Origin of the sequence: Symbiopectobacterium purcellii (genome assembly GCF_052050035.1) — a bacterium.
In the GTDB taxonomy this organism is placed as follows: domain Bacteria; phylum Pseudomonadota; class Gammaproteobacteria; order Enterobacterales; family Enterobacteriaceae; genus Symbiopectobacterium; species Symbiopectobacterium purcellii_A.
The window spans coordinates 1,627,566-1,653,080 of record NZ_CP189882.1 but is presented as its reverse complement, the minus strand read 5'-3'; the positions used below and the strand labels follow the sequence as shown (position 1 = coordinate 1,653,080).

Annotated in this window: 28 protein-coding genes and 5 pseudogenes; 16 read left to right on the top strand and 17 right to left on the bottom strand. The window is 48.0% G+C overall.

Going from position 1 to position 25,515, the window contains the following annotated elements; translation table 11 throughout:
• The first annotated feature begins 64 nt into the window (after positions 1-64).
• Positions 65-433 (top strand): diacylglycerol kinase, encoded by a 369-nt coding sequence (locus ACQGXV_RS12300; RefSeq protein ID WP_440866538.1) that lies wholly within the window; start codon positions 65-67, stop codon positions 431-433.
• 120 nt (positions 434-553) lie between these two features.
• Positions 554-1,165, top strand: coding sequence for a transcriptional repressor LexA (lexA, locus tag ACQGXV_RS12295; protein ID WP_440866537.1), 612 nt, complete (start codon positions 554-556; stop codon positions 1,163-1,165).
• 67 nt (positions 1,166-1,232) lie between these two features.
• Here the strand turns inward: lexA and zur are convergent, their stop codons facing one another.
• Both zur and ACQGXV_RS12285 read right to left on the bottom strand, forming a co-directional pair.
• Positions 1,233-1,754, bottom strand: coding sequence for a zinc uptake transcriptional repressor Zur (gene zur / locus ACQGXV_RS12290; RefSeq protein WP_440866536.1), 522 nt, complete (start codon positions 1,752-1,754; stop codon positions 1,233-1,235).
• A gap of 97 nt (positions 1,755-1,851) precedes the next feature.
• The gene (locus ACQGXV_RS12285) at positions 1,852-2,553 is read right to left on the bottom strand and encodes a pirin family protein (protein ID WP_440866535.1); all 702 of its coding nucleotides are present in this window, start codon (positions 2,551-2,553) and stop codon (positions 1,852-1,854) included.
• Between the two features lie 108 nt (positions 2,554-2,661).
• Between ACQGXV_RS12285 and ACQGXV_RS12280 the strand changes: the two genes are divergently transcribed.
• Positions 2,662-3,558: a LysR family transcriptional regulator gene (locus ACQGXV_RS12280; RefSeq protein WP_440866534.1), complete on the top strand. Its 897-nt coding sequence runs from the start codon at positions 2,662-2,664 to the stop codon at positions 3,556-3,558.
• A 28-nt stretch (positions 3,559-3,586) separates the two neighbouring features.
• Here ACQGXV_RS12280 and ACQGXV_RS12275 read toward each other — a convergent pair whose 3' ends face one another.
• From ACQGXV_RS12275 to ACQGXV_RS12260, 4 genes and pseudogenes are all read right to left on the bottom strand, one after another.
• Entirely contained in the window at positions 3,587-4,582 is a 996-nt protein-coding gene (locus ACQGXV_RS12275) for a glutathione S-transferase family protein (RefSeq protein ID WP_440866533.1), read from the bottom strand.
• 478 nt (positions 4,583-5,060) lie between these two features.
• Positions 5,061-6,387, bottom strand: a pseudogene (locus tag ACQGXV_RS12270) (IS91 family transposase).
• On the bottom strand, positions 6,371-6,637 hold the full coding sequence (locus tag ACQGXV_RS12265; protein WP_440864957.1) for a hypothetical protein: 267 nt from the start codon (positions 6,635-6,637) through the stop codon (positions 6,371-6,373). Before ACQGXV_RS12265 ends, ACQGXV_RS12270 begins: the two are co-directional and overlap by 17 nt.
• Positions 6,621-6,968, bottom strand: a complete 348-nt coding sequence (locus tag ACQGXV_RS12260; RefSeq protein WP_440866532.1) for a helix-turn-helix domain-containing protein — start codon at positions 6,966-6,968, stop codon at positions 6,621-6,623. The genes ACQGXV_RS12265 and ACQGXV_RS12260 overlap by 17 nt, the downstream gene beginning before the upstream one ends.
• Before the next feature lie 90 nt (positions 6,969-7,058).
• On the opposite strand from ACQGXV_RS12260, the pseudogene ACQGXV_RS12255 reads away from it, so the two are divergent.
• A pseudogene (locus ACQGXV_RS12255) lies at positions 7,059-7,436 on the top strand (IS5 family transposase); the annotation flags it as partial.
• Positions 7,437-7,448: 12 nt separating this feature from the next.
• Here ACQGXV_RS12255 and ACQGXV_RS12250 read toward each other — a convergent pair.
• Positions 7,449-8,614 (bottom strand): IS3 family transposase gene (locus ACQGXV_RS12250; RefSeq protein ID WP_440866531.1). Its coding sequence is split into 2 segments (ribosomal slippage): positions 7,449-8,371 and positions 8,371-8,614, totalling 1,167 coding nucleotides; the frame shifts between segments, so codons are not numbered across the junction.
• A gap of 75 nt (positions 8,615-8,689) precedes the next feature.
• Here ACQGXV_RS12250 and ACQGXV_RS12245 point away from each other — a divergent pair.
• Positions 8,690-9,154, top strand: a pseudogene (locus ACQGXV_RS12245) (IS5 family transposase); the annotation flags it as partial.
• 474 nt (positions 9,155-9,628) lie between these two features.
• On the opposite strand, the pseudogene ACQGXV_RS12240 reads toward ACQGXV_RS12245, so the two are convergent.
• A pseudogene (locus ACQGXV_RS12240) lies at positions 9,629-9,919 on the bottom strand (transposase); the annotation flags it as partial.
• A 21-nt stretch (positions 9,920-9,940) separates the two neighbouring features.
• On the opposite strand from ACQGXV_RS12240, the gene ACQGXV_RS12235 reads away from it, so the two are divergent.
• Complete coding sequence (locus ACQGXV_RS12235; protein WP_440862584.1) at positions 9,941-10,306, top strand: IS630 transposase-related protein; 366 nt, start codon at positions 9,941-9,943, stop codon at positions 10,304-10,306.
• Positions 10,230-10,763 (top strand): IS630 family transposase, encoded by a 534-nt coding sequence (locus tag ACQGXV_RS12230; protein ID WP_440862665.1) that lies wholly within the window; start codon positions 10,230-10,232, stop codon positions 10,761-10,763. Before ACQGXV_RS12235 ends, ACQGXV_RS12230 begins: the two co-directional genes overlap by 77 nt.
• Positions 10,764-10,771: 8 nt before the next feature.
• On the opposite strand, the pseudogene ACQGXV_RS12225 reads toward ACQGXV_RS12230, so the two are convergent.
• The 5 genes and pseudogenes from ACQGXV_RS12225 to ACQGXV_RS12205 form a co-directional block, all read right to left on the bottom strand.
• Positions 10,772-11,828, bottom strand: a pseudogene (locus tag ACQGXV_RS12225) (IS256 family transposase); the annotation flags it as partial.
• 4 nt (positions 11,829-11,832) lie between these two features.
• On the bottom strand, positions 11,833-12,483 hold the full coding sequence (locus ACQGXV_RS12220; protein WP_440866530.1) for a transposase family protein: 651 nt from the start codon (positions 12,481-12,483) through the stop codon (positions 11,833-11,835).
• Positions 12,484-12,537: 54 nt separating this feature from the next.
• On the bottom strand, positions 12,538-12,783 hold the full coding sequence (locus tag ACQGXV_RS12215; protein WP_440866529.1) for a hypothetical protein: 246 nt from the start codon (positions 12,781-12,783) through the stop codon (positions 12,538-12,540).
• 83 nt (positions 12,784-12,866) lie between these two features.
• Entirely contained in the window at positions 12,867-13,052 is a 186-nt protein-coding gene (locus tag ACQGXV_RS12210) for a hypothetical protein (RefSeq protein WP_440866528.1), read from the bottom strand.
• A gap of 27 nt (positions 13,053-13,079) precedes the next feature.
• The gene (locus ACQGXV_RS12205; protein WP_440866527.1) at positions 13,080-13,484 is read right to left on the bottom strand and encodes an aspartyl protease family protein; all 405 of its coding nucleotides are present in this window, start codon (positions 13,482-13,484) and stop codon (positions 13,080-13,082) included.
• A 604-nt stretch (positions 13,485-14,088) separates the two neighbouring features.
• On the opposite strand from ACQGXV_RS12205, the gene ACQGXV_RS12200 reads away from it, so the two are divergent.
• The 3 genes from ACQGXV_RS12200 to ACQGXV_RS12190 all read left to right on the top strand — a co-directional run bounded on the left by ACQGXV_RS12200 (position 14,089) and on the right by ACQGXV_RS12190 (position 16,550).
• On the top strand, positions 14,089-14,928 hold the full coding sequence (locus ACQGXV_RS12200; protein WP_440866526.1) for an ABC transporter substrate-binding protein: 840 nt from the start codon (positions 14,089-14,091) through the stop codon (positions 14,926-14,928).
• A 130-nt stretch (positions 14,929-15,058) separates the two neighbouring features.
• Positions 15,059-15,811, top strand: coding sequence for an amino acid ABC transporter permease (locus ACQGXV_RS12195; protein ID WP_440866525.1), 753 nt, complete (start codon positions 15,059-15,061; stop codon positions 15,809-15,811).
• 1 nt (position 15,812) lies between these two features.
• The gene (locus tag ACQGXV_RS12190; RefSeq protein WP_440866524.1) at positions 15,813-16,550 is read left to right on the top strand and encodes an amino acid ABC transporter permease; all 738 of its coding nucleotides are present in this window, start codon (positions 15,813-15,815) and stop codon (positions 16,548-16,550) included.
• Positions 16,551-16,565: 15 nt separating this feature from the next.
• Here the strand turns inward: ACQGXV_RS12190 and yieH are convergent, their stop codons facing one another.
• On the bottom strand, positions 16,566-17,231 hold the full coding sequence (yieH, locus tag ACQGXV_RS12185; protein ID WP_440866523.1) for a 6-phosphogluconate phosphatase: 666 nt from the start codon (positions 17,229-17,231) through the stop codon (positions 16,566-16,568).
• A gap of 320 nt (positions 17,232-17,551) precedes the next feature.
• Here yieH and ACQGXV_RS12180 point away from each other — a divergent pair, with 320 nt between their 5' ends.
• From ACQGXV_RS12180 to ACQGXV_RS12160, 5 genes are all read left to right on the top strand, one after another.
• The gene (locus ACQGXV_RS12180) at positions 17,552-18,889 is read left to right on the top strand and encodes an NCS2 family permease (protein WP_440866522.1); all 1,338 of its coding nucleotides are present in this window, start codon (positions 17,552-17,554) and stop codon (positions 18,887-18,889) included.
• 612 nt (positions 18,890-19,501) lie between these two features.
• Complete coding sequence (locus ACQGXV_RS12175; RefSeq protein WP_440866521.1) at positions 19,502-20,401, top strand: transposase family protein; 900 nt, start codon at positions 19,502-19,504, stop codon at positions 20,399-20,401.
• A 118-nt stretch (positions 20,402-20,519) separates the two neighbouring features.
• A complete protein-coding gene (locus ACQGXV_RS12170; RefSeq protein WP_440866520.1) occupies positions 20,520-20,885 on the top strand; it encodes an IS630 transposase-related protein in 366 nt (121 codons plus the stop codon).
• A complete protein-coding gene (locus tag ACQGXV_RS12165) occupies positions 20,809-21,342 on the top strand; it encodes an IS630 family transposase (RefSeq protein ID WP_440867179.1) in 534 nt (177 codons plus the stop codon). Before ACQGXV_RS12170 ends, ACQGXV_RS12165 begins: the two co-directional genes overlap by 77 nt.
• Positions 21,343-21,936: 594 nt before the next feature.
• Complete coding sequence (locus ACQGXV_RS12160) at positions 21,937-22,383, top strand: transposase (RefSeq protein WP_440866519.1); 447 nt, start codon at positions 21,937-21,939, stop codon at positions 22,381-22,383.
• 45 nt (positions 22,384-22,428) lie between these two features.
• Here the strand turns inward: ACQGXV_RS12160 and ACQGXV_RS12155 are convergent, their stop codons facing one another.
• From ACQGXV_RS12155 to ACQGXV_RS12145, 3 genes are all read right to left on the bottom strand, one after another.
• Positions 22,429-23,352, bottom strand: coding sequence for an IS5 family transposase (locus ACQGXV_RS12155; protein WP_440866518.1), 924 nt, complete (start codon positions 23,350-23,352; stop codon positions 22,429-22,431).
• Between the two features lie 111 nt (positions 23,353-23,463).
• Positions 23,464-23,604 carry a hypothetical protein gene (locus tag ACQGXV_RS12150; RefSeq protein WP_440866517.1) on the bottom strand — a complete coding sequence of 47 codons (141 nt, stop codon included), beginning with the start codon at positions 23,602-23,604 and terminating at the stop codon, positions 23,464-23,466.
• Positions 23,598-23,795 (bottom strand): DUF1187 family protein, encoded by a 198-nt coding sequence (locus ACQGXV_RS12145; RefSeq protein WP_440866516.1) that lies wholly within the window; start codon positions 23,793-23,795, stop codon positions 23,598-23,600. Before ACQGXV_RS12145 ends, ACQGXV_RS12150 begins: the two co-directional genes overlap by 7 nt.
• 655 nt (positions 23,796-24,450) lie before the next feature.
• Between ACQGXV_RS12145 and ACQGXV_RS12140 the strand changes: the two genes are divergently transcribed.
• The gene (locus tag ACQGXV_RS12140) at positions 24,451-25,458 is read left to right on the top strand and encodes a hypothetical protein (protein WP_440866515.1); all 1,008 of its coding nucleotides are present in this window, start codon (positions 24,451-24,453) and stop codon (positions 25,456-25,458) included.
• Positions 25,459-25,515 lie beyond the last annotated feature (57 nt).

Here is a 25,515-nt window from a genome sequence, read left to right as displayed (position 1 = left end):
GTGGTGTGAGACAACGGTGTTACGGGAAAATTGCAAAAAATCTCTGATAAACGGGTGAAAAAACATGAATAAGGCTACCGGGGTAACTCGGATTATCAAGGCAACCGGGTACTCTCTCAAAGGGCTGAAACAGGCATGGCAGCACGAAGCTGCATTTCGGCAAGAACTGATGCTGCTGGTGGTGGCGGTGTTGGTTGCGTGTTGGTTCACCGTATCACTGCTGGAGCGGCTATTGCTGATTGGCGTGGTGGTGGTGGTGGTGCTAATGGAGTTAGTCAACAGCGCGATTGAGGCAGTAGTCGATCGCGTGGGGACGGAGCACCATGAACTGTCCGGGCGCGCCAAGGATATCGGATCGGCGGCTGTGTTTGTGGCCTTGGTCTTTGCCGCCGTTGTCTGGGTGAGCATTCTCTGGCCTCTGGTACTGGGGTGATTTCAGCATAATTTTGGGGCAATGCTCATAAAAACACGGGTATTTGCCTCTCTGTCATTCCCAAGCCGCGATGACCTGTATATACTCACAGGTAGACTGTATAAACAACCAGGGGGCGGGATGAAAGCATTAACAACCAGACAGCAGCAGGTCTATGATCTGATTCGCGATCATATTGCGCAGTCCGGCATGCCGCCAACGCGTGCCGAGATTGCCCAGCGACTGGGTTTCCGCTCACCGAACTCGGCGGAAGAGCATCTGAAGGCGCTGGCGCGTAAAGGCGTAATTGAAATCGTCTCCGGTGCATCACGCGGGATCCGCCTGCTGATGGAAGAAGAAAATGCCGGCCTGCCGCTGATTGGTCGTGTTGCTGCGGGTGAACCGCTGCTGGCGCAAGAACACATCGAGTGCCACTATCAGGTCGATCCGGCCATGTTCAAGCCGCACGCAGACTTTCTGCTGCGTGTCAGCGGTATGTCGATGAAGGACATCGGGATACTGGACGGTGATTTGCTTGCCGTGCATAAAACGCAAGAAGTGCGTAACGGACAGGTAGTGGTGGCGCGCATTGAAGATGAAGTGACGGTTAAGCGCTTGAAGCGTCAAGGTAATACCGTACAACTTCTGGCGGAGAATGAGGCCTTTGCTCCCATCGTGGTTGATTTGCGTGAGCAGAGCTTCAGTATCGAAGGGCTGGCCGTCGGCGTTATCCGCAACGGTGAGTGGAGTTAAATCCCGTTAACCGACAGGGCGTTTCTTTTCAGGAAAAGCCTTGTCGGGGACGTGATGCACTTTCAGATCAACGACCGGGTTTCGCATTTTTGATGGGCACCGTATGGTCGTGGTGGCAGTGCCCGTGTTCACGGCAATCAGCTACTTGCTGACAGGCCTCGCACAGGCCATGCGCTTCCACCACGCTGTGGCGCAGCGTAAAATTGGCGCTTTGTGCCAATTGCTGAAGAATGGCTTCAATGCCTTCCGTCTGACGTTCTGTCACTTGTCCGCAGCGATCGCAAATAAACAGCGCTGAAGTATGGCTATGCTCTTCAATGTGGTGACACATGACATAGCTGTTGGTCGATTCCACGCGGTGGATAAACCCTTGCTCCAGCAGAAAATCCAGTGCGCGATAGACGGTAGGGGGCTTGGCTTGCGGTTCTGAAGCGCGCAGCAGATCCAACAGATCGTATGCACTGATCGCGCCGTGTTGCTGCGCCATCAGCCGAAGCACTTCGAGTCGCTGTGGCGTAAGGCGTACGTTGCGCTGTTGGCAAATGCTTTCCGCCTGGGCAAGGAGTTTGTCTTGGTCGCTTGAATCCATTGGCCTGATCCTACCGCATGATGATGAACATGTTGTCCATCTTACCATGTAAGGCATGGATCGCGCTGTGATAATCCATCAGTGGGTTTAATGCGCCTCAGGCAACCAGATCGATAAGCAGCGCACGCAGCGGGGCTTTGGCGCGGATAGTCAGCTGTTTTTCCTGCTGAATGAAGGCGCCGTCTCCACACTGTAACATCGTTGCGTTCTCTTGCGGCGTCATGGCTTCCATTGCACCGTGAATCACCTGAAAATAGGCGCGATTGCCGTTGAGCGTAAACGTGTGCTGTTCGCCTTCTTCCAATTGCAGATGGTGTACCCAAACCTGCTGGCGAAGTTGCAGGATGCCGTTTTCACCTTCCGGTGAGGCGAGCAGTTTGACCTTTGCATCGCACAGTGCAAGCCGTTGCAGCGCGCTGTTTTCCCGTGACGGGCAGGCGTTGAACCACAGCTGCAAACGTGTCAGCGGCGTTGTATCGCTGATACTGTGCTCGCTGTAACTCACCGCAGGCTGTGCGGCTAATAGCAGGACGTCGCCCGCTTTTGCGCGGATATGGCCTCCGTTGCTGTCGCGATATTCCGCTTCACCTTGCAGCAGAATATTTAAAATATCGACCTGCGGGTAGGTGCGTGGCTGAAATGCCGAGCCAGGCTTGAGGACTTCCTGATTCAACACGCGCAGTGAGGCAAAGCCTAACAGCTCAGGATCGAAATAATGGCCGAAGGAGAAGGTGTAGCGCGCTTGCAGCCAGCCGTAGTCAGCTTGACCGCACTGTTCCGCTGTTCTGCATATGATCATGGTTCTGCACCTCAAAAATTACACTAAACAAATAGTAATTGTGTGGACGTTGGATTGTTAGCTAGTTAATCTGGTCGGTATATTCAAAATTCCTGAATGAGTGAATAAATGGCAAAAGAACGGGCATTAACGCTGGAAGCGCTGCGAGTTATGGGTGCCATCGATCGCCGTGGCAGCTTTGCGGCAGCGGCTGATGAGTTGGGGCGCGTGCCGTCGGCGCTGAGCTACACCATGCAGAAGCTAGAAGAAGAGCTCGACGTCGTGCTTTTTGATCGCTCAGGGCACCGCACAAAATTTACCAACGTGGGGCGTATGTTGCTCGAACGGGGGCGAATCCTGCTTGAAGCTGCCGATAAACTGACCACCGATGCGGAAGCGCTGGCGCGTGGCTGGGAAACCCATATTACCATTGTCGTTGAAGCGCTGATCCCTACCGAGAAATTGTCTCCCCTGTTGGATAAGCTGGCGCTGAAGGCCAATACCCAGGTGTCATTGCTGACCGAGGTACTGGCCGGTGCCTGGGAGCGTTTGGAGCAGGGGCGGGCCGATATCGTGATTGCGCCTGATATGCACTTTCGCGCTTCGTCTGAAGTGAATACGCGCAAGCTATACACCATGAACAACGTTTACGTCGCCAGTCCGGATCACCCTATTCATCAGGAGCCTGAGCCGCTGTCGGATGTGACACGCATTAAATATCGCGGGATTGCCGTGGCGGATACCGCGCGCGAACGACCGGTATTAACGGTGCAACTGCTGGATAAGCAGCAGCGTTTAACGGTGAGTTCTATTGATGATAAACGCCGTGCGCTATTGGCGGGATTGGGCGTGGCGACCATGCCTTATCCGATGGTCGCCCAGGATATTGCTGAAGGTCGCTTGCGGGTTGTCAGCCCGGAATATTCCATGGAGAGCCAGATTATCATGGCCTGGCGTCGTGACAGCATGGGCGAGGCAAAATCCTGGTTCTTGCGCGAATTGCCCAAAGCGCTGAACCAGGCGTGATGTGATGCTCGCGACGGTCTGTTACTGATTAATTCGTCCGCTGATTAAACCTGTCACGTCCGTGCGGCGCACTCAGGTCGTTTTCTGGCCCGATGGAAATAATGCCGTGCGGATTGATTGTGCCGTGACTGCGGTAGTAGTGATGGCGGATATGCGGGATGTTCACGGTTTCTGCAATGCCAGGAAGCTGGTAAATATCGCGCAGGAAGCCAAACAGATTCGGATAGTCGGCCAGCCGACGTTTGTCACACTTGAAGTGGGTATGATAAACCGGATCGAAACGCAGTAACGTGGTCCACAGACGAATATCCGCTTCGGTCAGTGCGTTGCCTGTCAGGTAACGCTGCTGCGCCAGACGGACCTCCAGTGTGTCCAATGCCTCAAATACGCCCTTGACCGCTTCATCATAGGCGCTTTGTGAGGTTGCAAATCCCGCTTTGTATACGCCGTTATTGATGGTGGGATAAATCCATTCGTTTAACGCATCAATCTGCGTGCACAGCGCCTCCGGGTAGTAATCGCCGGGCGTGGCCCACATTCCATCAAACGCCGAATTAAACATGCGGATAATATCGGCGGATTCATTACTGACGATGGTATGGCGCGCTTTGTCCCACAGTACCGGAACGGTAACGCGTCCACTGTAATCGGCATTGGCATGCAGGTAGAGCTGATAGAGAAATTCATGCTGATAGAGCGAATCACCGGTGGTGTCAGGAAAATCGATGCCGAAAGTCCAGCCCTGATCCAACATCAACGGATGCACTACGGATACACCGATGTGTTCCTGTAACCCTTTAAGCTGGCGCATGATCAAGGTGCGGTGCGCCCAGGGGCAGGCGAGCGAAACATACAGGTGGTAGCGATTAGTTTGGGCTTCAAAGCCACCTTCGCCCGTGATGCCAGGTGTACCATCCGGGGTTATCCAGTGGCGAAATTGTGCCGTGGTACGTTTGAAGTGACCGCCTGTCTTGCTGGTGTCATACCAGGTATCGTGCCATACGCCATCGATTAGTTGTCCCATGAGTCCTCCATCATCAATGTAAAAACCAGGGCACAGAGTGCTGCGCCGCTGGTGCGAGGGTTATGCCTGGTGTTGGCATCAAACTAGGTTGGTATAAAACTACGGTGTTACCACTTTTTAACGCCTAGGAATTTCAAACTTTTTGGGGCCCCTGATTTCGGGGGCTGGCAACGATGAAAACCGGCTTTTTTATCGTGAATGCCTCTGTGTTTGGGTGATTTTTGAACACATTGCGCGTTTTTTGATTACATCGCCGAATTCCAGGCAGAGTTTCCCCGCATTATGGCTTTGTTGAATAATTTAACATGCTGATTTACATAATTATTATAACACTTCAACAACTAAGTTTTCCAGCCGTAATGCTTTTTATTGTGCTAACTACTTGATTTGTCGTTCTAACAAAATACAGTCTCTGTACATGCATTCTACCTAAAGAAGATGTAAATCAAACGGTTAAATTATTCAACAAAGCCCCGCATTATCCAACGTAACGCATTCGCGCTATCTCCCCGGCGTTCGCGATTCGCTTCTCCAGGGCCGTTGCCGGCAGCGCCCGGCTGAACGCCATTTTTGCCCCGCACAGCAGGCAGGCAGGCAGGCAGGCAAACGGGTCTGTATTCAGTAATCCCTGACTCAGCGTTGTGTATGTCACTGGCGCTGCTTTTTTCACATTATCCTGCCCCAGGGCTTTTCTCACCAGAGGCAACAGTTTTCCCACTACGCGGTTAGCCAGAAAACCAAAGTAACGCACCATCCGGAAATGCTTCTCCGGTATATGCTTTATCAGCCGCAGTATAGCCAAGCGACATTATTTTGATAACAGCCAGCTATGCTTCTTTGCCGCATATCAGGGCATAGGATGTAATCATTTTTAAGTCGGTTGGCTATATCAGCTCACGCTGACTGAGCGCCAGGTCTTCATGCCTCCCCGTCCGGTGATCCAGAAAACGCAGGGTGATGCGGCTTCCCCCGTCGTAGTGTGCCAGTCGCGCACCCGACACAGGCAGTTTTTTCAGGTACCGGCCCAGGTACTTTGCTGTCTGCCGGGGATGTTTCGTCGGCTTCGCAAAATACACGTGCCAGTAAATCTCTCCCTGCTCATTTTTCCCCTGGCTGAGGATAAAGCGCTTCCATTCATCATAATCCCGGATGTGAGCCAGCTGCGGCGGCAGAACAAGAGACTCCCATGCAGACAGCAGATACTGGCGTACATTCCATACCCAGCGCGCCCTGACCTTCGGCAGGGCAAACGACAGTTTTTTCCAGGCACCGTGCTCATTTATGCCGCCGGAGGTCCACGACAGGTGAATATGGCAGTTCCAGTTAAGCTGGCGACCATACGTGTGAAGAGCGCCGAAAATACCGGTGGTCAGGCCCCGCTGCTCCGCAGCGTACAGCAGGTTGTCCGCCGCCAGCGCAAAGAGGCCATTCAGCAGCCAGCGGTTGGCTTCAAACAATGGCCACAGGGTATCCGGCATCGTGAATGTGCCGTGCTGGCACGGCGTATCCGGCAGGCGGGCCATCATGGTGGCAATCCACAGGTCGGTGGCCTTTTTGCCGCAGGTCGGACATCCGCGTCCGTGGCAGCTCTGATGGATGTAACGGTGGTGAGTGCAGTCGGGGTTGCTGCAGCGAAATTCCCGGCTGCCCGTCAGTGGGGTGCCGCAGGCCAGCATCTTTGTGACAACCTCAATCTCTACAGGCCGGAGCGGGTATGCCTCCATGATGTCAGCCCATGCCCTGTTGCGCTGAAACAGCGTCTTCATGGGGCGGGGCTGTATGCCGGTATCATCCGTGCGGGTCATCGGAGAGCATCTCCGCTTCGGTTTCGTACAGGTCAAACCGGCGACAGGTATGGCAGAAGGCAACGTAGTGGTACGGAGAATCAGGGAATTCACTGTAGAAGGTGGTCCAGAACCACTCTGTGCAGTCAGGATCGTTGTCAACGAAAAGGCGGAATTGCTGGTAAGGGAGGTTGCCCTGTCGGACCACCGTTTTGAAAATCTGCTTAACCATTTTTGTATGAACGCGCTGATGCTCAGGGGAATGTGACACGGGATAACCTTCGGCTGGCGGGTTTCAGAATATCGCTATTCTGCCACACTTCGATTTGCAGCCGCCAGGCTGCTTCGTTCTGAAGGTGTGGCTCCAACGGGTAAAAAGCATTGTTTGGCAGAGGCTTATGACGGCGTTCCCGGGCCAGAGTGTCCGCCCTTCTACAGCAGTAGACACCATTGAAAGTAGGGTCAGTATTGCGTCTGAGTTCCCTGCTGATGGTCGAGCGAGGCAGAGCAAGCTCTCTGGCGATGGTAGCTTGGTTGACACCTTCACCACGCCGCTTTTCGATGTAGAACCGTTCTTTCTGAGTCAGATGTTTTCCCTGCATGCAACAGGCTCTCCAGTATGGCCAGAACGGTGATTTTATCCGACTCTGGCAAGTGGGTCACTTTGTTGCGTTTCGAGTGGGAATGGGGCCTGGCTTGATGAGTCGGCCATCGCTGCATGGACTGACAGTTCTTCGCCTGAAGGTCGTGGTCGGCCGCTTTACTACACCGATATGGCTGTTACCTCGGTTTTGATGATAAAGCGCGTGTTTAACCTGTCGCTCCGGGCATTACAGGGCTTTGTCGACTCGGTTTTTACACTGATGAGCCTGCCACTGCGCTGCCCGGACTACTCTCTGGTCAGTAGGCGGGCAAAAACCGTCAGTATCAGCATAAAAACGCCAACGCGTGGTGAAATCTCGCATCTGGTCATCGACAGTACCGGTCTGAAGGTCTTTGGCGAAGGTGAATGGAAAGTCAGGCAGCATGGGGCTGACAGACGAAGAGTGTGGCGCAAGCTTCATCTGGCAGCAGTGTAGTGGTCAACTAAATTTGGCCACCCTACCTGACTGTTGATGGAACAGCCGTTCTGATTCATTTGGTGTTAACCCACCGTTATACCAGTGAGGTCTGACATCGCTATAATAATGGGTTATGTAGCGAATAATGGATGATTGAGCAGTACTAAAGCTTTGGTAGCCAGTCGTTGGCACCCATTCAGTCTTCAGACTACGGAAGAATCGCTCCATCGGACTATTATCCCAACAATTTCCTCTGCGACTCATACTTTGGGTCATCTGATAACGCCACAATGCCTGCCTATACTGACGACTGGTGTAATGGCTTCCTTGGTCACTATGAAACATGACTTGTTTGGGATGCCCACGCAGTTCCCAAGCCATTTGTAGTGCTTTGGCTGTTAATTCTGAATCTGGCGAAAACGACATTGCCCAACCCACGGGTTTTCGGGCAAATAAATCTAATACCACCGCCAGATACGCCCATCGGTCGCCTGTCCAAATATAGGTTACATCGCCGCACCAAACCTGGTCAGGCTTGGTAACAGCGAACTGCCTATTGAGCAGATTTGGAATATCAATACGTTCATTTCCACCGCGGTTGTATTGATGTTTTCTTGTTTGGCAACTAACGAGGGTTAATTCTTTCATCAACTTACCCGCTAACCACCGCCCAAGTTTCACGTCGTGTGTATTGGTAACCATCGTGGCGATAGTCCTTGCGCCCGCAGACCCGCCACTAACGTTCCACGCTTCGCTGACCAGGCTACGTTTTATCGTCCGCTCAATATCTGGCTCCTTAGGTCGACACCAATAGCGATAACTGCTTCGGTGAACATTAAAAATACGACACAACGCTTTCACTGGATAAAGCGCTCTTAGCTTTTCAACTACCGAGAATTTTTCAGTGAGTCGGACATTAAGAGCGCAGTAGCCTTTTTTAAGATGGCATTCTCCATTTCCAGTCGGTGGATTTTTTTCTTCATTTCTCTGAACTCAATTTGTTCAGGTGTTAATGGCAGACCAGGCGATGTTTTCCCTTGACGTTCTAAACGAAGGGCTCTTACCCACCGGCTAATCGCTGAAAGACTGACGTTAATGGCTTTCGCGGCTTCCTGGTAGGTATAATTTTGGTCAAGGACTAATTTGGCGGTTTCACATTTAAATTCAGCAGTAATTATTTTACTCATTTTGGCACCTATAAAAATTATGAGGTAAGCATATCACCTCTACTTAGGTGGCCAAATTCAGTATGCCACTACACAGACAGTGCGACGCATGAGATTATCTGTGCCGACTTATCGCTCAGCGGAACGACAGATGCGCAGGCACTGCCGGGCCTGATTAACCAAACCCACCGAAAAATCAGGGAAGTGTCAGCAGACGGTGCTTATGACGCCCGTTACTGCCACGATGCGTTGCTAAGAAAGAAAATCAGGCCCCTTATCCCGCCGCGAAGCGGAGCCAAATACTGGCCGGACAAGTACCATGAACGTAACCATGCGGTGGCGAATCAGCGTCTGAGCGGGAGTAATGATATGTGGAAAAAGAAAGTGGGTTATCACCGGCGTTCAGTGGCAGAAACAGCGATGTTCCGCATAAAAACTTTGCTGGGTGGCCATCTGAGCCTGCGTGACTATGAGGCTCAAGTAGGTGAAGCCATAGCGATGGTCAAAGCGCTGAACCGTATGACGTTGTTGGGTATGCCACACAGCGTCAGGATAGGATAACAGGTGTAGCAGAGGGAGTCATCCTGTCGGCTAATTCTGATTTATTCAACAAAGCCCGCCAGAAAACAAACGGCAATGGACGCCACCAGCAAACACCGCCGCCTAATAACGAACCGCCGATGAAATTCGACGACGAGCCACCATTCTGATTTAACCCAACCATCACCGCAGCGCTATATCCAACATGGAAGGATTTGTGCTGCCGAACGAAGCAGCCTGGCGGCTGCAAATCGAAGTGTGGCAGAATAGCGGAGTCTGTAAAGAATTTTGTGTAAATGGCTCCATTGCTTAACCGGAGATTCGTTCTCCATACGGCTTTATTTAATAATTTAACCGTTTGATTTACATCTTCTTTAGTTAGAATGCATTTACAGAGAATGTATTTTGTTAGAACGACAAATCAAATAGTTAGCACAATAAAAAGCATTCCGAGAGGAAAAATTAGTCGTTGAAATTTTATAATGCTTATATAAATCAGTATCTTAAATTATTCAACAAAGCCTCTCCATACATCAACATGAATTGGCTCATAGCAGGTTTCCAGTCTCTGATTGGCAAGGTCCATTTAGCAGAGATATTATGCAAGGCTAGATAGAGTAATTTTATCACCGAGTCATCCGTTGGAAATATTCGTCGCGTTTTCGTTATCTTGCGCAATGAAGCATTTAACGACTCTATCGCGTTGGTGGTGTAGATAACCTTGCGGATCTCCGGCGGAAAGTCAAAAATGACGATGAGACGTTCCCAATTATAGCTAAACGACTTAATTTTGATTACATTATTTAAATGAGCTATTCAATTGATTTTAGACGTAAAGTGATATCTACACGGAAAAACGAAGGGTTGAGTATCCGAGAAACAGCGAAGCAATTTCGGATTGGCCCTGCCTCTGTATCGCGTTGGATTAATCAAATAGAGTCAAAAGCATCGACCACGCGTCAGCGAAAGATCGATAAATCCGAGTTGATAAAAGATGTTGAACAATATCCAGATGCTTACCAAAAAGAACGTGCAGAGCGTTTTGGCGTTTGTCAGAAGGCCATTTGGCAAGCGCTTAAAAAGCTGGGATTGACCTATAAAAAAAACTCTACGTCATCCGAAAGCCGACGAAAACGCCCGGCAGGGATTTCAACAAAAAAAACAACAGTATGAAAAAGAAGGTAAACCTATTGTTTTTATTGATGAAAGTGGTTTTTCACACGATGCCCCACGGACTCACGGCTATTCCCCAAAAGGTCAACGGTGTTTTGGCCTGAAGAACTGGGGAGCTAGGGGAAGAACAAATGTTATCGGCGCTTTATTAGGCACAACGCTGTTTGCTATCGGATTATTTGATATCAATATTAACAGCGATGTTTTCTATGCCTGGGTCACACAAGTCCTTATCCCAGTACTCCCTAAAAACAGTGTAATCATGATGGACAATGCCACTTTTCACAAAAAACATAATATTCAACAAGTCATCATCGATGCAGGGTATATGGTGGAGTATTTGCCTACATATTCGCCAGATCTTAACCCAATTGAGCATAAATGGGCACAAGCAAAAAGCAAAAAAAGAGAGATGGGTTGCGATACAGAGAGTTTGTTCTCAGTCCATATGGTGTAATCAAAATTAAGTCGCTTGGCTATATTTCTCCACGACGGGCTGATCGTCGGGAACTGCTCATCCCATTTGTCCGCGAAGGCATCCAGGGCCTCTTCAGCGCCCTCTAGCGTTGCGGAACTATAGATGGTGCGCAGGTCAGCAGCAACGGCCTTACGCTCTTTCCAGCCGACGTAGCGCAGCGAGTTCCGCACCTGATGCACAATGCAGAGCTGTACCCGCGTATGCGGGTAAACAGCTTCAATGGCATCAGGAAAGCCTTTCAGGCCATCGCAGCAGGCGACGAAGATGTCCTTTAGCCCACGATTTTTCAGTTCTGTCATCACAGATAACCAGAACTTGGCCCCCTCAGTTTTGGCTATCCATAGCCCCAGCAGCTCTTTTTCGCCCTGGCCGTTGACGCCGAGGGCCAGATAAACAGACTTGTTGGCCACGGCTCCGCCGTCCTGGCTTTTGACAACAATACAGTCAAGGTAAACAATGGGATAAAGCGCATCCAGCGGCCGTTGCTGCCAGCGCTTAACTTCATCCATCACAGCATTGGTCACTTGAGAAATGAAGCCAGCGGAAACATCGACCCCGTAGACTTCTTTAAAGTGTGCCTGAATATCACGGGTTGATAACCCTCTGGAATAGAGAGAAATAATGCGGTCATCGAAGCCGTTAAGCTGTTTTTCGTTCTTACCGATCAGTGTCGGCTCGAAGGTATAGCCAACCGACTTAAAAATGATTACATCCTATGCCCTGATATGCGGCAAAGAAGCATAGCTGGCTGTTATCAAAATAATGTCGCTTGGCTATACTGTTGCGGTCGCGCGGAATATCGAGCTCGATCTCCCCATTTTGGCTACGTACGCTCTTGGATGTCTTGCCATTGCGGGAGTTGCCTGAATGATTACCTACCGGGTCATGCTTAGCATACCCAAGGTGCATCTCCATCTCAGCTTGAAGAACCCGTTCCGCCAGTCTTTTAGTCAGCACCTTGAGTAGGCCTGATTCACCCAGCAGATCCTGAGGGGAGTGACAATCTTGAAGCAGTTGGTCAATAAGTTCGTTGCTGATAGGCATTTTGTTATCCTTTGAAGGTTTTCCTCAAAATGCCATTTACACAGATTATTTTACAGTCTCCTGTTCTGAGATGGAAATTCCAAAGACCGGCGCTAAGGAGTAAGAAGGTATCATCAATAAAGGGTCTACGATTCCGTAAAATTTGGGTCATGCAACCGAGGCGCTTGATACCCGCGATGGCGTGTTCAACTGTAATACGGATGCCCGAGATTATTTTATTTTCTTGTTTTTGTGCAGGCGATAAAGGTCTTTTTCGAGTTCCTTTTTTTGGGATTTGTGTATTAGGATGCTGTTTATCTATACCTTGAAAACCGGTATCTGCCCAGATGGTTACCTCAGGAGGAATATGGCGAATTATATCGACTTTATCGAGTAAGCGTTTATCGTGACGGCGCCCATTTTTGCTCATGGGGATAAATCCAATTTGCCTTGTTTCGTCAGTCATAATAAGCCCTTTTCGAGTGGTCTGTCTTTTCTTTCCCGAATACATTTTTTTTCGCCGACGCAGATTCTTAGGCTTTTGGACAGGTCGCTCTGTCCCATCAATAAAGACGTCTTTAACTCCAGGAAAGGCGCGAAAAAATTCCTCAGCAGAGCGAATTTGACGAGCGGGCAAAACACATTCTCGCCCCAAGGTCATTTCTAAAACCGGCAATAATATTTTTACCCAGCGACATACCCGTGTTCTATCTAAACCAAAAAGAAGTCCTTACAAATCATAGGTCGGATAACATTTTAAATACAATAAAATAAAAAGCAGTTTATCTAATGGGGTTGGGATAAATCCTTTCTGCCCTGCACCCATCTGCCGCTCGTGATCTTTTCGATTCTTTTTCCGATAAGTCAAATAACAAGCTGAAAATTCAGCGGCTAAATTTTTCAATTCTTCGACTGATAATCCAATGATTGCTTTACATAAACGATTATCTCGTAACAACCGCTCTTTGTTGATCATTTCAAACCTTTATTCTCTAAGTTAAACCTCTTTTTATTCTCAATAGCCTGACAAAAAATGCAAGTCTCTATTCAGCAACTAGTTTATTGGTTGCTTTTTGTTAAGCCACCCGCCTCAGCCATCGGTTTATTGCTAAACAATAATTCAAGCGATAGCTTGTTCTCTTTGACATAATTGAGGAATTCATTGGAAACGAAACTGTGATCGGCACCGGTATCCATGCGAAAGGCCACATCATTATTTTTATATTTAAACCAGAGTTGTGGCATTCGGTTGTAACTGTCATCATAGCCGGTTCACGCTTGATAATCCGATGCGGAGGGGAGCGTGTCTGAAATAATCACCTTTTTCTTGTCATTATCGACTTTCCAATTGAAACGCCTAAAGGTATCGATGCCGATGATGCCGTCTATCTTTGTTCCCATCGATTGCGTCAGCAGTGACAAATCGAGTGAAACCCATATGTCGCTGTCATTGATCTCTTTTGTGCCAATGACGAAAGCGGTTGGTTTCAATAGGGAGAATCGATGGCCTTCTAAGCGTCCGGAAACCGTTGAGACATTTGAAAATTCCTGGCGATAATTCTGTGGGATTTCTGATGAGAGTAAGGGGCGAGTTATCGTGTTCGCTATTTTCTCATCAATAAAGGTTACGCTGGCACTGGTATCAACGAGAAAGTTTAATGTTTTGTTGTTTATCACGACCAGAATGACAATATCATCTTCGATACTCGTTTCGAGAACCGTCCCGTCTCTTTTATTATTTGGTGTTTCACGCTGGTTCTTTTACAGATAATCACATCCGGTCACGCTTGATAAACAAAGCTGATGCTATTTGGGTTATTTTTTCATTGCTTAGAGGCATTTTTATTCCTGTTTGCTGAATTTTTTTTGAAAATTCTATTGCTATTAACTTAAACAGTATATAAACAATTCTTTGGTTTGCGATAATTAGACTTATTCTTAAGTATGGGGCGCCTTGATTGGACGGTGTGTAATAGGGCAACGGAATTTTTTTACATGTTGAAAGCATAGTCGATTTCCAACCGCGATGGTTACCTGAACGAGGCTGACTGGCTCGGTGGTGATTTCAGTGTGCAATACACGATCTAAACCCACGCCCCGGACGAATCGTCCGATTTTGTCCTTCATCACCTGGGTTTTCTCTTTGCTCAAACGCCTTCTTCGAGTCTGAAACTCGGCTATGTGAAATAAGATTATAATATTATCCATTTTTATTATTTCCTGATTGCCTCGCGGGCTGTTAGCGTGCTGGCTAACAAAACGTAGAAGGGTGATAAGGGAAATGGCGAAAAAACAAGTTGTTACATTAACGTTATTGGCGGGTTTGATTTCTGTTTCCGGTATCGCTCAGGCGGACAAGCTGGATGATATTCAGAAAGCGGGCGTAGTAAAAATTGCGGTGTTTGACAGCAACCCGCCGTTTGGCTTTGTCGATCCGCAAACCAAAAAGCTGGTGGGTTATGATGTGGATATCGCGGAGGCCATCGGCAAAGCACTGGGTGTGAAAGTCGAACTGCGTGCTACCAACCCGGCTAACCGTATTCCCTTGCTGACCTCGCAGAAAGTTGATTTGATCGCCGCCAATTTCACCATTACCGATGAGCGCGCCAAGCAGGTTAATTTCAGTATTCCTTACTTCGCTACCGGACAGAAATTTATCGCCCGTAAAGGCGTGCTGAAAACGCCAGAAGATATTAAAGCGCTGCGTATCGGTGCGGATAAAGGGACCGTGCAAGAGATCACGTTGCGTGAACATTACCCGACGGCAAAAGTCATCTCTTATGACGACACACCTCTTGCTTTCGCCGCCTTGCGCAATGGTAACGTACAGGCCATTACTCAGGATGATGCCAAGCTGGTTGGCTTACTGGCCAACGTGCCAGATGCGCAAAAAGCCGAGTTTGAGATCTCTCCGTTTAGCATCACCAAGGAATACCAAGGGGTGGGCGTACCTAAGGGCGAAGATCGCCTGACAAAAAAGATGGATGAAACGCTGCTGCAACTGGAAAAAACCGGTGAAGCGAAACAGACCTACGATCGCTGGTTTGGGCCGACCACAAAATTTGCTCAACCGCGTGGTGATTTCACCTTTGCGCCGTTGGATAAACAACCTAAAGCCTGATGCCATTATTCGTCCACACGTGCCAACGTGAGGCTACAGGACGTTTCAGGTAACACTGCATTCTGCCCTCTGTCGACCAGAGGTCATTGTCGTTTCTGCAACAAAGCGTTTTTACTACCGCGAATAGGGTATGACATTGACTGAAAGCGTTGCTTCTTTTTTGGAAAACTGGCTGCTGGCACCTCGTTATCTGTCATGGTTGTGGCACGGTTTTTTGCTGACACTGTGGCTTTCACTGTGTGTGGTTGTGCTATCAACACTGCTGGGAATGGTGCTTGCCGCGGCAAGAGACAGCCAACGTAACCTCTTGCGCTGGCCGGTAATCGCTTACAGTGCTTTGTTTCGCAATACGCCGTTGCTGGTGCAGCTGTTCTTTTGGTATTTCGGTGCGGCGCAGTTGCTGCCGGGCGCACTGTTGCAATGGCTGAATTCACCCCATGATGTGGCCATTGCCTGCCATGTTTTGAGTTGGCCCTCTTTCGAGTTTCTTGCTGGATTGATTGGCCTGACGCTCTATTCTAGCGCGTTTATTGCCGAAGAGATTCGGGCAGGAATAGGTGGCGTCGCGCGTGGACAAAAACACGCATCGCTGGCATTGGGGCTGACGCCCTGGCAAGCCATGCGTTATGTGGTGCTGCCTCAGGCGCTGAAAATTGCTATGCCACCGCTGCTGGGGCAATACATGAATATCATCAAGAATTCCTCTCTAACGATGGCGATTGGCGTAGCTGAACTCTCTTACGCCTCACGTCAGGTAGAGACCGAAACCTTGCGAACCTTTCAGGCGTTCGGTGTGGCGACGGTGTTGTATATCGCTGTCATTGCGCTGATTGAGGGCTGGGGCATGTGGCGGCAACAACGTCAATTGGCGCGAGGGCACTAACGTGGATTTTACGATTATCAGCGATAACCTCAGCTATCTGCTGTGGGGCACCTTTCCTGAGGGGCCGCTTGGTGGCGCTGCATTGACGCTCGTCATCAGTGCATTGGCCGGTATCGCTTCTGCGGTTTTGGGCACGGTGCTGGGGGTGGCGCTGGCGATGTTTCGCGGCTGGCTGGGCGCGCTGTTGGCGCTGGTGCTGGGTTTTTTCCGCGCTATTCCAGTGATCATGCTGATTTTCTGGACTTACTTCCTGCTGCCCATCGTATTTGGTGTCGATATTCCTGAAATCACCACCGTGGTGTGTGCGCTGGCGTTTATTGGCGCGGCCTATCTGGCGCATGGCGTCAAGGCGGGGATTGTCGCTATCAGTCAGGGGCAGTGGCAGGCCGGGCTGTCGTTGGGTTTCAGTCGCTGGCGCGTACTCTGGTTTATCGTGCTGCCTCAGGCACTACGCATGATGGTGCCATCGTTTATCAACCAGTGGATTTCCTTAATCAAGGATACGTCGCTGGCGTATATCGTGGGTGTGGGCGAATTGACGTTTCTGGCCACGCAGGTTAACAACCGCAGTATGGTCTACCCCACTGAGGTGTTCCTGTTTGTGGCGCTGGTTTACTTTATTATCTGTGTGGCATTGGAGCTGCTGGCGCATCGCGTTAGCCAGCGCTATGCGGTGCATGCGCGGGTTGAAGCGCCAAAACGTCGGTTTTGGTGGCGCTGGCGGCCGCGCCCAGCGTAGCGCGGCCTGCTCCCGTCAGGCGGTGATGTTCCAGCCTTTTTCGCGCCACAGTTGCGGTAAGTCACCCATATTGTGGAAGGTGGTGACCAGCGGGTGATCGATGGGCGGATTGTGCGGGTCGGCGCAGTAGTAGTACACCGGAATGCCCGCCGCGATACCCGCTTCCACGCCTGAAAATGAATCTTCCACTAGTAGGCAGTTCTCCAGATTGACCTGCATCTGCTGAGCGGCGTGATAAATAACGGCAGGATCGGGTTTCCATTTTTTCAAATCGTAACCGCTATACAGACGATCGGCGAAATGCTCACGCAGCCCGGTTAATCCGAGCGAGTGGTGCATTTTGCTGACCGGACCGTTCGACACCACGCCCATTGGCACGGTAATCGCGGCAAGCAGTTCTGGAATGCCGTCAATAGGTTGCAGAGATTCTTCAAACAGCCGGGCGATCTCTGCACGGAAGTGTTTTTCCAGCGTTTCAGGCACCACCGTCAGACCATATTGTGCACTTACACGGTCGATAATGTCGTAGAGCTTGACGCCTTTGTAGGTCTTGATGACCTCTTCAAGCGACAACTGTAAGCCATACGGAATAAAAATATTCACATAGGCCTGGCAACAAATCACTTCGCTGTCGACCAGCGTGCCATCACAATCGAAAAAAACACAATCAATCGAAGACATGGGGTTCCTTATTGGTAACGCGTGTGGTTCATCCACTACTTTACCCCACGGCGTCAGTATTTTGACCTTACTGGGCATAAACACGATAAAAGCCTGTTTTTCACCTGGTTTTCATCTTTTGTTCTGAAGGCTTAGAGATATGGCTCGTTCGCTGTTTTTCTCGCGTATTTGCAGGAAAAAGGCTACCTGATGCCGTTGAAGGCGACGGTTGCGATAACGTCTGCTTATAGCAAGAAAAAAAACCGGCCAATGGCGTTAATCTCTGTACATTTTGTTATAGGATACCCACCGACCATAATTCCTTATCTGGAACGTTGATAATGAAAACATCACAACCCGAGCTTGCGGGAGAGCAAGGCTTATTGGAGCGCGTATTCAAACTGCGCCAACATGGCACTACGGCGCGTACGGAAACGATTGCTGGGTTCACGACCTTTCTTACCATGGTGTATATCCTTTTCGTAAACCCGCAGATTCTGGGTGTCGCGGGCATGGATACCCAAGCGGTATTTGTGACCACCTGTCTGATTGCTGCGTTTGGCAGTATTTTGATGGGACTGGTGGCTAACCTGCCGGTTGCATTGGCTCCTGCCATGGGGCTGAATGCCTTTTTTGCGTTCGTCGTCGTCGGCGCCATGGGGATTTCCTGGCAGGTCGCGATGGGCGCTATCTTCTGGGGCGCAGCCGGCTTTTTGATACTGACCCTTTTCCAAATTCGCTACTGGATGATCGCTAATATCCCGATCAGCTTGCGTTTAGGGATTGCCAGCGGTATCGGTTTTTTTATTGGCATGATGGGCTTGAAAAACGCCGGTATCATTGTTGCTAACCCGGAAACGCTGGTGACCATCGGTAATCTGACGTCTCATAGCGTTCTGCTGGGCGCGCTGGGCTTCTTTATCATTGCGGTACTGGCCTCACGTAACATTCACGCCGCTGTGCTGATTTCCATTGTGGTGACCACGTTTATTGGCCTGTTGCTGGGTGATGTGAAATTTTCTGGCGTGTTTTCTATGCCGCCAAGCGTCACGTCCGTGGTTGGTCATGTCGATCTGGCGGGATCGCTGAATTTGGCGCTTTCCGGCGTGATTTTCTCCTTTATGTTGGTCAACCTGTTCGATTCCTCCGGCACCCTGATTGGTGTGACGGATAAAGCCGGGCTCGTCGACGCACGCGGTAAATTCCCGCGTATGAAGCAGGCGCTTTACGTTGATAGCATTAGCTCGGTGGCCGGTTCCTTTATCGGTACCTCCTCCGTGACCGCGTATATCGAAAGTTCTTCCGGTGTTTCAGTTGGTGGGCGCACTGGGCTGACGGCGGTTGTGGTTGGTCTTCTGTTCCTGCTGGTGATTTTCCTCTCTCCATTGGCCAGTATGGTGCCTGCTTATGCGGCGGCTGGCGCGCTGATTTATGTCGGGGTGTTGATGACCTCAAGCCTGGCGCGCGTGAAATGGGACGATCTTACCGAAGCGGTGCCTGCGTTTATTACTGCGGTAATGATGCCGTTCAGCTTCTCCATCACGGAAGGGATTGCCCTGGGCTTTATCTCCTATGTGGTGATGAAAGCAGCGACTGGACGCTGGCGTGAAATCAGCCCTTGTGTGGTGGTGGTTGCTGCGCTGTTCCTGCTGAAATTTATCTTTATCGACGCGCATTAATTGCACGCGTAGCCAGTGATAAAAAGCCCCGCTTGCGGGGCTTTTTTTATGTCAAGCTGAAGGGACTTTCTCAGTGACGTGGCTGGTGAGCTTGATGTAACTGCGCGATTGTCGTTGCTGCTGGATTATCTCACCGGTTTTATGCATCACGCCGTTCCCCTGATAACGCCAGGTCATTAAATGGTTTATGGTCGGCGTCCGCGCGCAGGCCCAGGCCAGATAGCCATCGATATCACTGATGGCTTCCAGTGAGGGGAAGTATAGCCAACCGACTTAAAAATGATTACATCCTATGCCCTGATATGCGGCAAAGAAGCATAGCTGGCTGTTATCAAAATAATGTCGCTTGGCTATAGGTTGAGCGTAATCGACCGGAGGCAGGGTGCAGCGGCAGGTTATCGCCATGGCTAAACTCAGGGTCCGATATTTTCGTGATGGCTTGTCGGAGGGTACAGAGCTGTGTTGCAGCTTCTAAGGGATCGCTTTGGGCGTTGATCCAGGCGGTTTCTGCTGGCGTTTTCGTCTGTAAACTAGTTGCTGAATAGAGACTTGCATTTTTTGTCAGGCTATTGAGGATAAAAAGAGGTTTAACTTAGAGAATAAAGGTTTGAAATGATCAACAAAGAGCGGTTGTTACGAGATAATCGTTTATGTAAAGCAATCATTGGATTATCAGTCGAAGAATTGAAAAATTTAGCCGCTGAATTTTCAGCTTGTTATTTGATTTATCGGAAAAAGAATCGAAAAGATCACGAGCGGCAGATGGGTGCAGGGCAGAAAGGATTTATCCCAACCCCATTAGATAAACTGCTTTTTATTTTATTGTATTTAAAATGTTATCCGACCTATGATTTGCAAGGACTTCTTTTTGGTTTAGATAGAACACGGGTATGTCGCTGGGTAAAAATATTATTGCCGGTTTTAGAGATGACCTTGGGGCGAGAATGTGTTTTGCCCGCTCGTCAAATTCGCTCTGCTGAGGAATTTTTTCGCGCCTTTCCTGGAGTTAAAGACGTCTTTATTGATGGGACAGAGCGACCTTTCCAAAAGCCTAAGAATCTGCGTCGGCGAAAAAAAATGTATTCGGGAAAGAAAAGACAGACCACTCGAAAAGGGCTTATTATGACTGACGAAACAAGGCAAATTGGATTTATCCCCATGAGCAAAAATGGGCGCCGTCACGATAAACGCTTACTCGATAAAGTCGATATAATTCGCCATATTCCTCCTGAGGTAACCATCTGGGCAGATACCGGTTTTCAAGGTATAGATAAACAGCATCCTAATACACAAATCCCAAAAAAAGGAACTCGAAAAAGACCTTTATCGCCTGAACAAAAACAAGAAAATAAAATAATCTCGGGCATCCGTATTACAGTTGAACACGCCATCGCGGGTATCAAGCGCCTCGGTTGCATGACCCAAATTTTACGGAATCGTAGACCCTTTATTGATGATACCTTCTTACTCCTTAGCGCGGGTCTTTGGAATTTCCATCTCAGAACAGCGTAAAATTTACTTCAATCACCGAAACACCGGCTTTGTTGAGGCTTTGTTGAATAATTTAACCGTTTGATTTACATCTTCTTTAGTTATAGCTAAACGACTTAATTTTGATTACATTATTTAAATGAGCTATTCAATTGATTTTAGACGTAAAGTGATATCTACACGGAAAAACGAAGGGTTGAGTATCCGAGAAACAGCGAAGCAATTTCGGATTGGCCCTGCCTCTGTATCGCGTTGGATTAATCAAATAGAGTCAAAAGCATCGACCACGCGTCAGCGAAAGATCGATAAACCCGAGTTGATAAAAGATGTTGAACAATATCCAGATGCTTACCAAAAAGAACGTGCAGAGCGTTTTGGCGTTTGTCAGAAGGCCATTTGGCAAGCGCTTAAAAAGCTGGGATTGACCTATAAAAAAAACTCTACGTCATCCGAAAGCCGACGAAAACGCCCGGCAGGGATTTCAACAAAAAAAACAACAGTATGAAAAAGAAGGTAAACCTATTGTTTTTATTGATGAAAGTGGTTTTTCACACGATACCCCACGGACTCACGGCTATTCCCCAAAAGGTCAACGGTGTTTTGGCCTGAAGAACTGGGGAGCTAGGGGAAGAACAAATGTTATCGGCGCTTTATTAGGCACAACGCTGTTTGCTATCGGATTATTTGATATCAATATTAACAGCGATGTTTTCTATGCCTGGGTCACACAAGTCCTTATCCCAGTACTCCCTAAAAACAGTGTAATCATGATGGACAATGCCACTTTTCACAAAAAACATAATATTCAACAAGTCATCATCGATGCAGGGTATATGGTGGAGTATTTGCCTACATATTCGCCAGATCTTAACCCAATTGAGCATAAATGGGCACAAGCAAAAAGCAAAAAAAGAGAGATGGGTTGCGATACAGAGAGTTTGTTCTCAGTCCATATGGTGTAATCAAAATTAAGTCGCTTGGCTATAGAATGCATTTACAGAGAATGTATTTTGTTAGAACGACAAATCAAATAGTTAGCACAATAAAAAGCATTCCGAGAGGAAAAATTAGTCGTTGAAATTTTATAATGCTTATATAAATCAGTATCTTAAATTATTCAACAAAGCCCTTTGTTGAATAATTTAACCGTTTGATTTACATCTTCTTTAGGTAGAATGCATGTACAGAGACTGTATTTTGTTAGAACGACAAATCAAGTAGTTAGCACAATAAAAAGCATTACGGCTGGAAAACTTAGTTGTTGAAGTGTTATAATAATTATGTAAATCAGCATGTTAAATTATTCAACAAAGCCCGAAACACCCTTATTTCACTATTAAGCAACACGCTTTGTGTATGGATCGATGCGACATGGGCGGGACGCAGATGGACAATCTCGATATCAATCCCCACTTTCCCCTCTTCGCTAAGCAGTATTGACTGCATAGGCCAGGCTGAAATCAGGAAGCCCCATTCCCACTCGAAACGCAACAAAGTGACCCACTTGCCAGAGTCGGATAAAATCACCGTTCTGGCCCTACTGGAGAGCCTGTTGCATGCAGGGAAAACATCTGACTCACAAAGAACGGTTCTACATCGAAAAGCGGCGTGGTGAAGGTGTCAACCAAGCTACCATCGCCAGAGAGCTTGCTCTGCCTCGCTCGACCATCAGCAGGGAACTCAGACGCAATACCGACCCTACTTTCAATGGTGTCTACTGCTGTAGAAGGGCGGACACTCTGGCCCGGGAACGCCGTCATAAGCCTCTGCCAAACAATGCTTTTTACCAGTTGGAGCCACACATTCAGAACTTCATCAGTCAGGCGCTTTCCACTCACTCTTCACCTGAAATCATCAGTGGCCGTTTGCACCTGGAATTCGGTATATCTGTCAGCAAGAATACGCTATATCGCTATATCCTGCAGGAGAGACAGGCTGGCGGGGGGCTATATCAGCAACTTCCTCATCGGGGAAAACGTTACAGGTACAATGGGCTTTGTTGAATAAATCAGAATTAGCCGACAGGATGACTCCCTCTGCTACACCTGTTATCCTATCCTGACGCTGTGTGGCATACCCAACAACGTCATACGGTTCAGCGCTTTGACCATCGCTATGGCTTCACCTACTTGAGCCTCATAGTCACGCAGGCTCAGATGGCCACCCAGCAAAGTTTTTATGCGGAACATCGCTGTTTCTGCCACTGAACGCCGGTGATAACCCACTTTCTTTTTCCACATATCATTACTCCCGCTCAGACGCTGATTCGCCACCGCATGGTTACGTTCATGGTACTTGTCCGGCCAGTATTTGGCTCCGCTTCGCGGCGGGATAAGGGGCCTGATTTTCTTTCTTAGCAACGCATCGTGGCAGTAACGGCCGTCATAAGCACCGTCTGCTGACACTTCCCTGATTTTTCGGTGGGTTTGGTTAATCAGGCCCGGCAGTGCCTGCGCATCTGTCGTTCCGCTGAGCGATAAGTCGGCACAGATAATCTCATGCGTCGCACTGTCTGCTGCCAGATGAAGCTTGCGCCACACTCTTCGTCTGTCAGCCCCATGCTGCCTGACTTTCCATTCACCTTCGCCAAAGACCTTCAGACCGGTACTGTCGATGACCAGATGCGAGATTTCAACACGCGTTGGCGTTTTTATGCTGATACTGACGGTTTTTGCCCGCCGACTGACCAGAGAGTAGTCCGGGCAGCGCAGTGGCAGGCTCATCAGTGTAAAAACCGAGTCGACAAAGCCCTGTAATGCCCGGAGCGACAGGTTAAACACGCGCTTTATCATCAAAACCGTGGTAACAGCCATATCGGTGTAGTAAAGCGGCCGACCACGACCTTCAGGCGAAGAACTGTCAGTCCATGCAGCGATGGCCGACTCATCAAGCCAGACCGTCAGGGAGCTGCGTTGTCTGAGTGCTTTGTTGTAGGTGGGCCAGTTGGTGATTTTAAACTTTTGCTTTGCCATGGGGAGCTGCTATCGGGAGCGATGATAGTGCTTTGATCCGGCGATCCCCTGAAAGTTCGATTTATTCAACAAAGCCCTCATCATTGTAATGCCAGAACCCGTTGTCCAGATCTAGGGCTGTGTTGAATAAATCAGATTTAGCCGACAGTATAGCCAAACGACATTATTTTGATAACAGCCAGCTATGATTCTTTGCCGCATATCAGGGCATAGGATGTAATCATTTTTAAGTCGGTTGGCTATATTTACCACGTGTCCCTGTTTTTCACCTTGATGCAGAGGAAATCCTTCAGTTTCACCTTATCGCCGAACGACTTACCTGCCTCCTTAGGCTTAAAGAGCAATTTTTCGCATTCTGACATGGTGAGTTTCACCTCAGAGAACCGTATCCACTGAACATCCGAGCCGCCGGGCTTTTTGATCGTTGCCGTTATTTTGTACATTAAGTCTCTCTCAGGTTGTTTATGCCGCTACACCGTTCATCATGACGCCTAAGAGCCGTGGAAACAGGCTGTCGTAGAAATGGGGCTGCGTCTGGCGCGGATTAGCTGGGTAAGTGAGATTCTTGCCAAACTGCAAGCCTTTCTCCGTTAGCGACCAGAAAAGCTTCTCTTTGTCGGGATGCTTGCTGCTGGGACGTGACTAGCGCTCAGCGAGTCCGAGCAATTGCAGGCGTTTGAAACTAAACTGTCAATGAACCGGGCTGCCTGAGAGCATTGTTGTAGATGGACCAGTTGGTGATTTTAAACGTTTAAGAAAAGGCATTTACACAGAATTGTGTACAGGGTTCCGGCGGGAAGCATCCTGTCGCTAACTCTGATTTGGATTAAAATGCTGCTCACTCTGGCATGCATCACCACACTATGGATGTAACATACTGATTTTACGTTAAGGGAATCCGCAGCCTTTATGACTGTGCAGCATAATATCTATTTATTCAACAAAGCCGTTCATATCTATAAAATGGGCATTGCTTATGGAAAATCAAGCATTTTCAGTGATGATTACGAGTATAAAAATCAAGGTTTTTAGCTGATTTTAATTCTAAAGATAAAATACGATATTACTAATAATAAATTTATTCCTGAAAGGATTCTTATGTCCATCACGTTTTCAACACAACATATAAACCTAACAATGAATGACTCAAAACTTCATCAAGTTTTGAACGCTAATAGCTTAGAAGAAGCAACCAAAATAAATAATTTATCTGATTTTATTGATAAAATCATTGACTGGTTTAAAGGAGGAGTAAAACATCAAGCAATAAAAAATTTATTCTTTTCCATTCAAGATATTAAAAATAAAGATGAAATTAATCCCGAATCTAATCGTTTAAAAAAATTCATGGAACTTAGAAGTTTAGCAAACCCAGAACATCAAGGTAAATTTACATTAGAAATAGGTGAAAAAGATGTTAACACCGATTGGGGTTATAAGTTAAAGATAGATGGTTTAACATTGTATGAATGTGATAAGGTTTTTGAAAAAACTCATTCTTACGAAGAAAAAGCCAATCTTCCGATTTTTTGTGCGAAAAAAATTATGATAGAAGCTGAAAGAAACTATAATAAATTCAAAGAAAATTTAGAAAATAAAGAATCTTTTATTACCTCTAAAATTAAAGATATGATAGGCGATGAAGAGGCTAAAAAAATATTGAAAGAAAATTTATACGACTCTACTTATAGCAACGAAAATTTTATTGGTTTTGGTAAGAGCAACAATAAAAAACAAACGTTTGTAGCTCGCTTTAGTAACGAAAAAGAAATAGAATTCTCCAACATTGCGCCTATTAATTCTGAATTACGTGGATTGACGCTAAGACGTATTTTAGAGAACGGTAATTATAAAAATTTGAATGAACTAATATTAAGCAATCATCTGACTGAGCAAGATAGCTTATTTAAACGAACTATTACGGACAATGTTGTGTATTACCATTTCACACAAAGTAACCTCTATTTTGACGAAAAAGAAAAGGAGATTTTCCATAGGGAATTATCTCATATAAAAGTTGGAAATACCACATTGTTAAAATTGTGGAATATCGGAGAGAGAGGAAGCTGGTTATACGATACATGGCTACCTGGCTTTGTTGAATAAATCGAACTTTCAGGGGATCGCCGGATCAGAGCACTATTATCGCTCCCGATAGCAGCT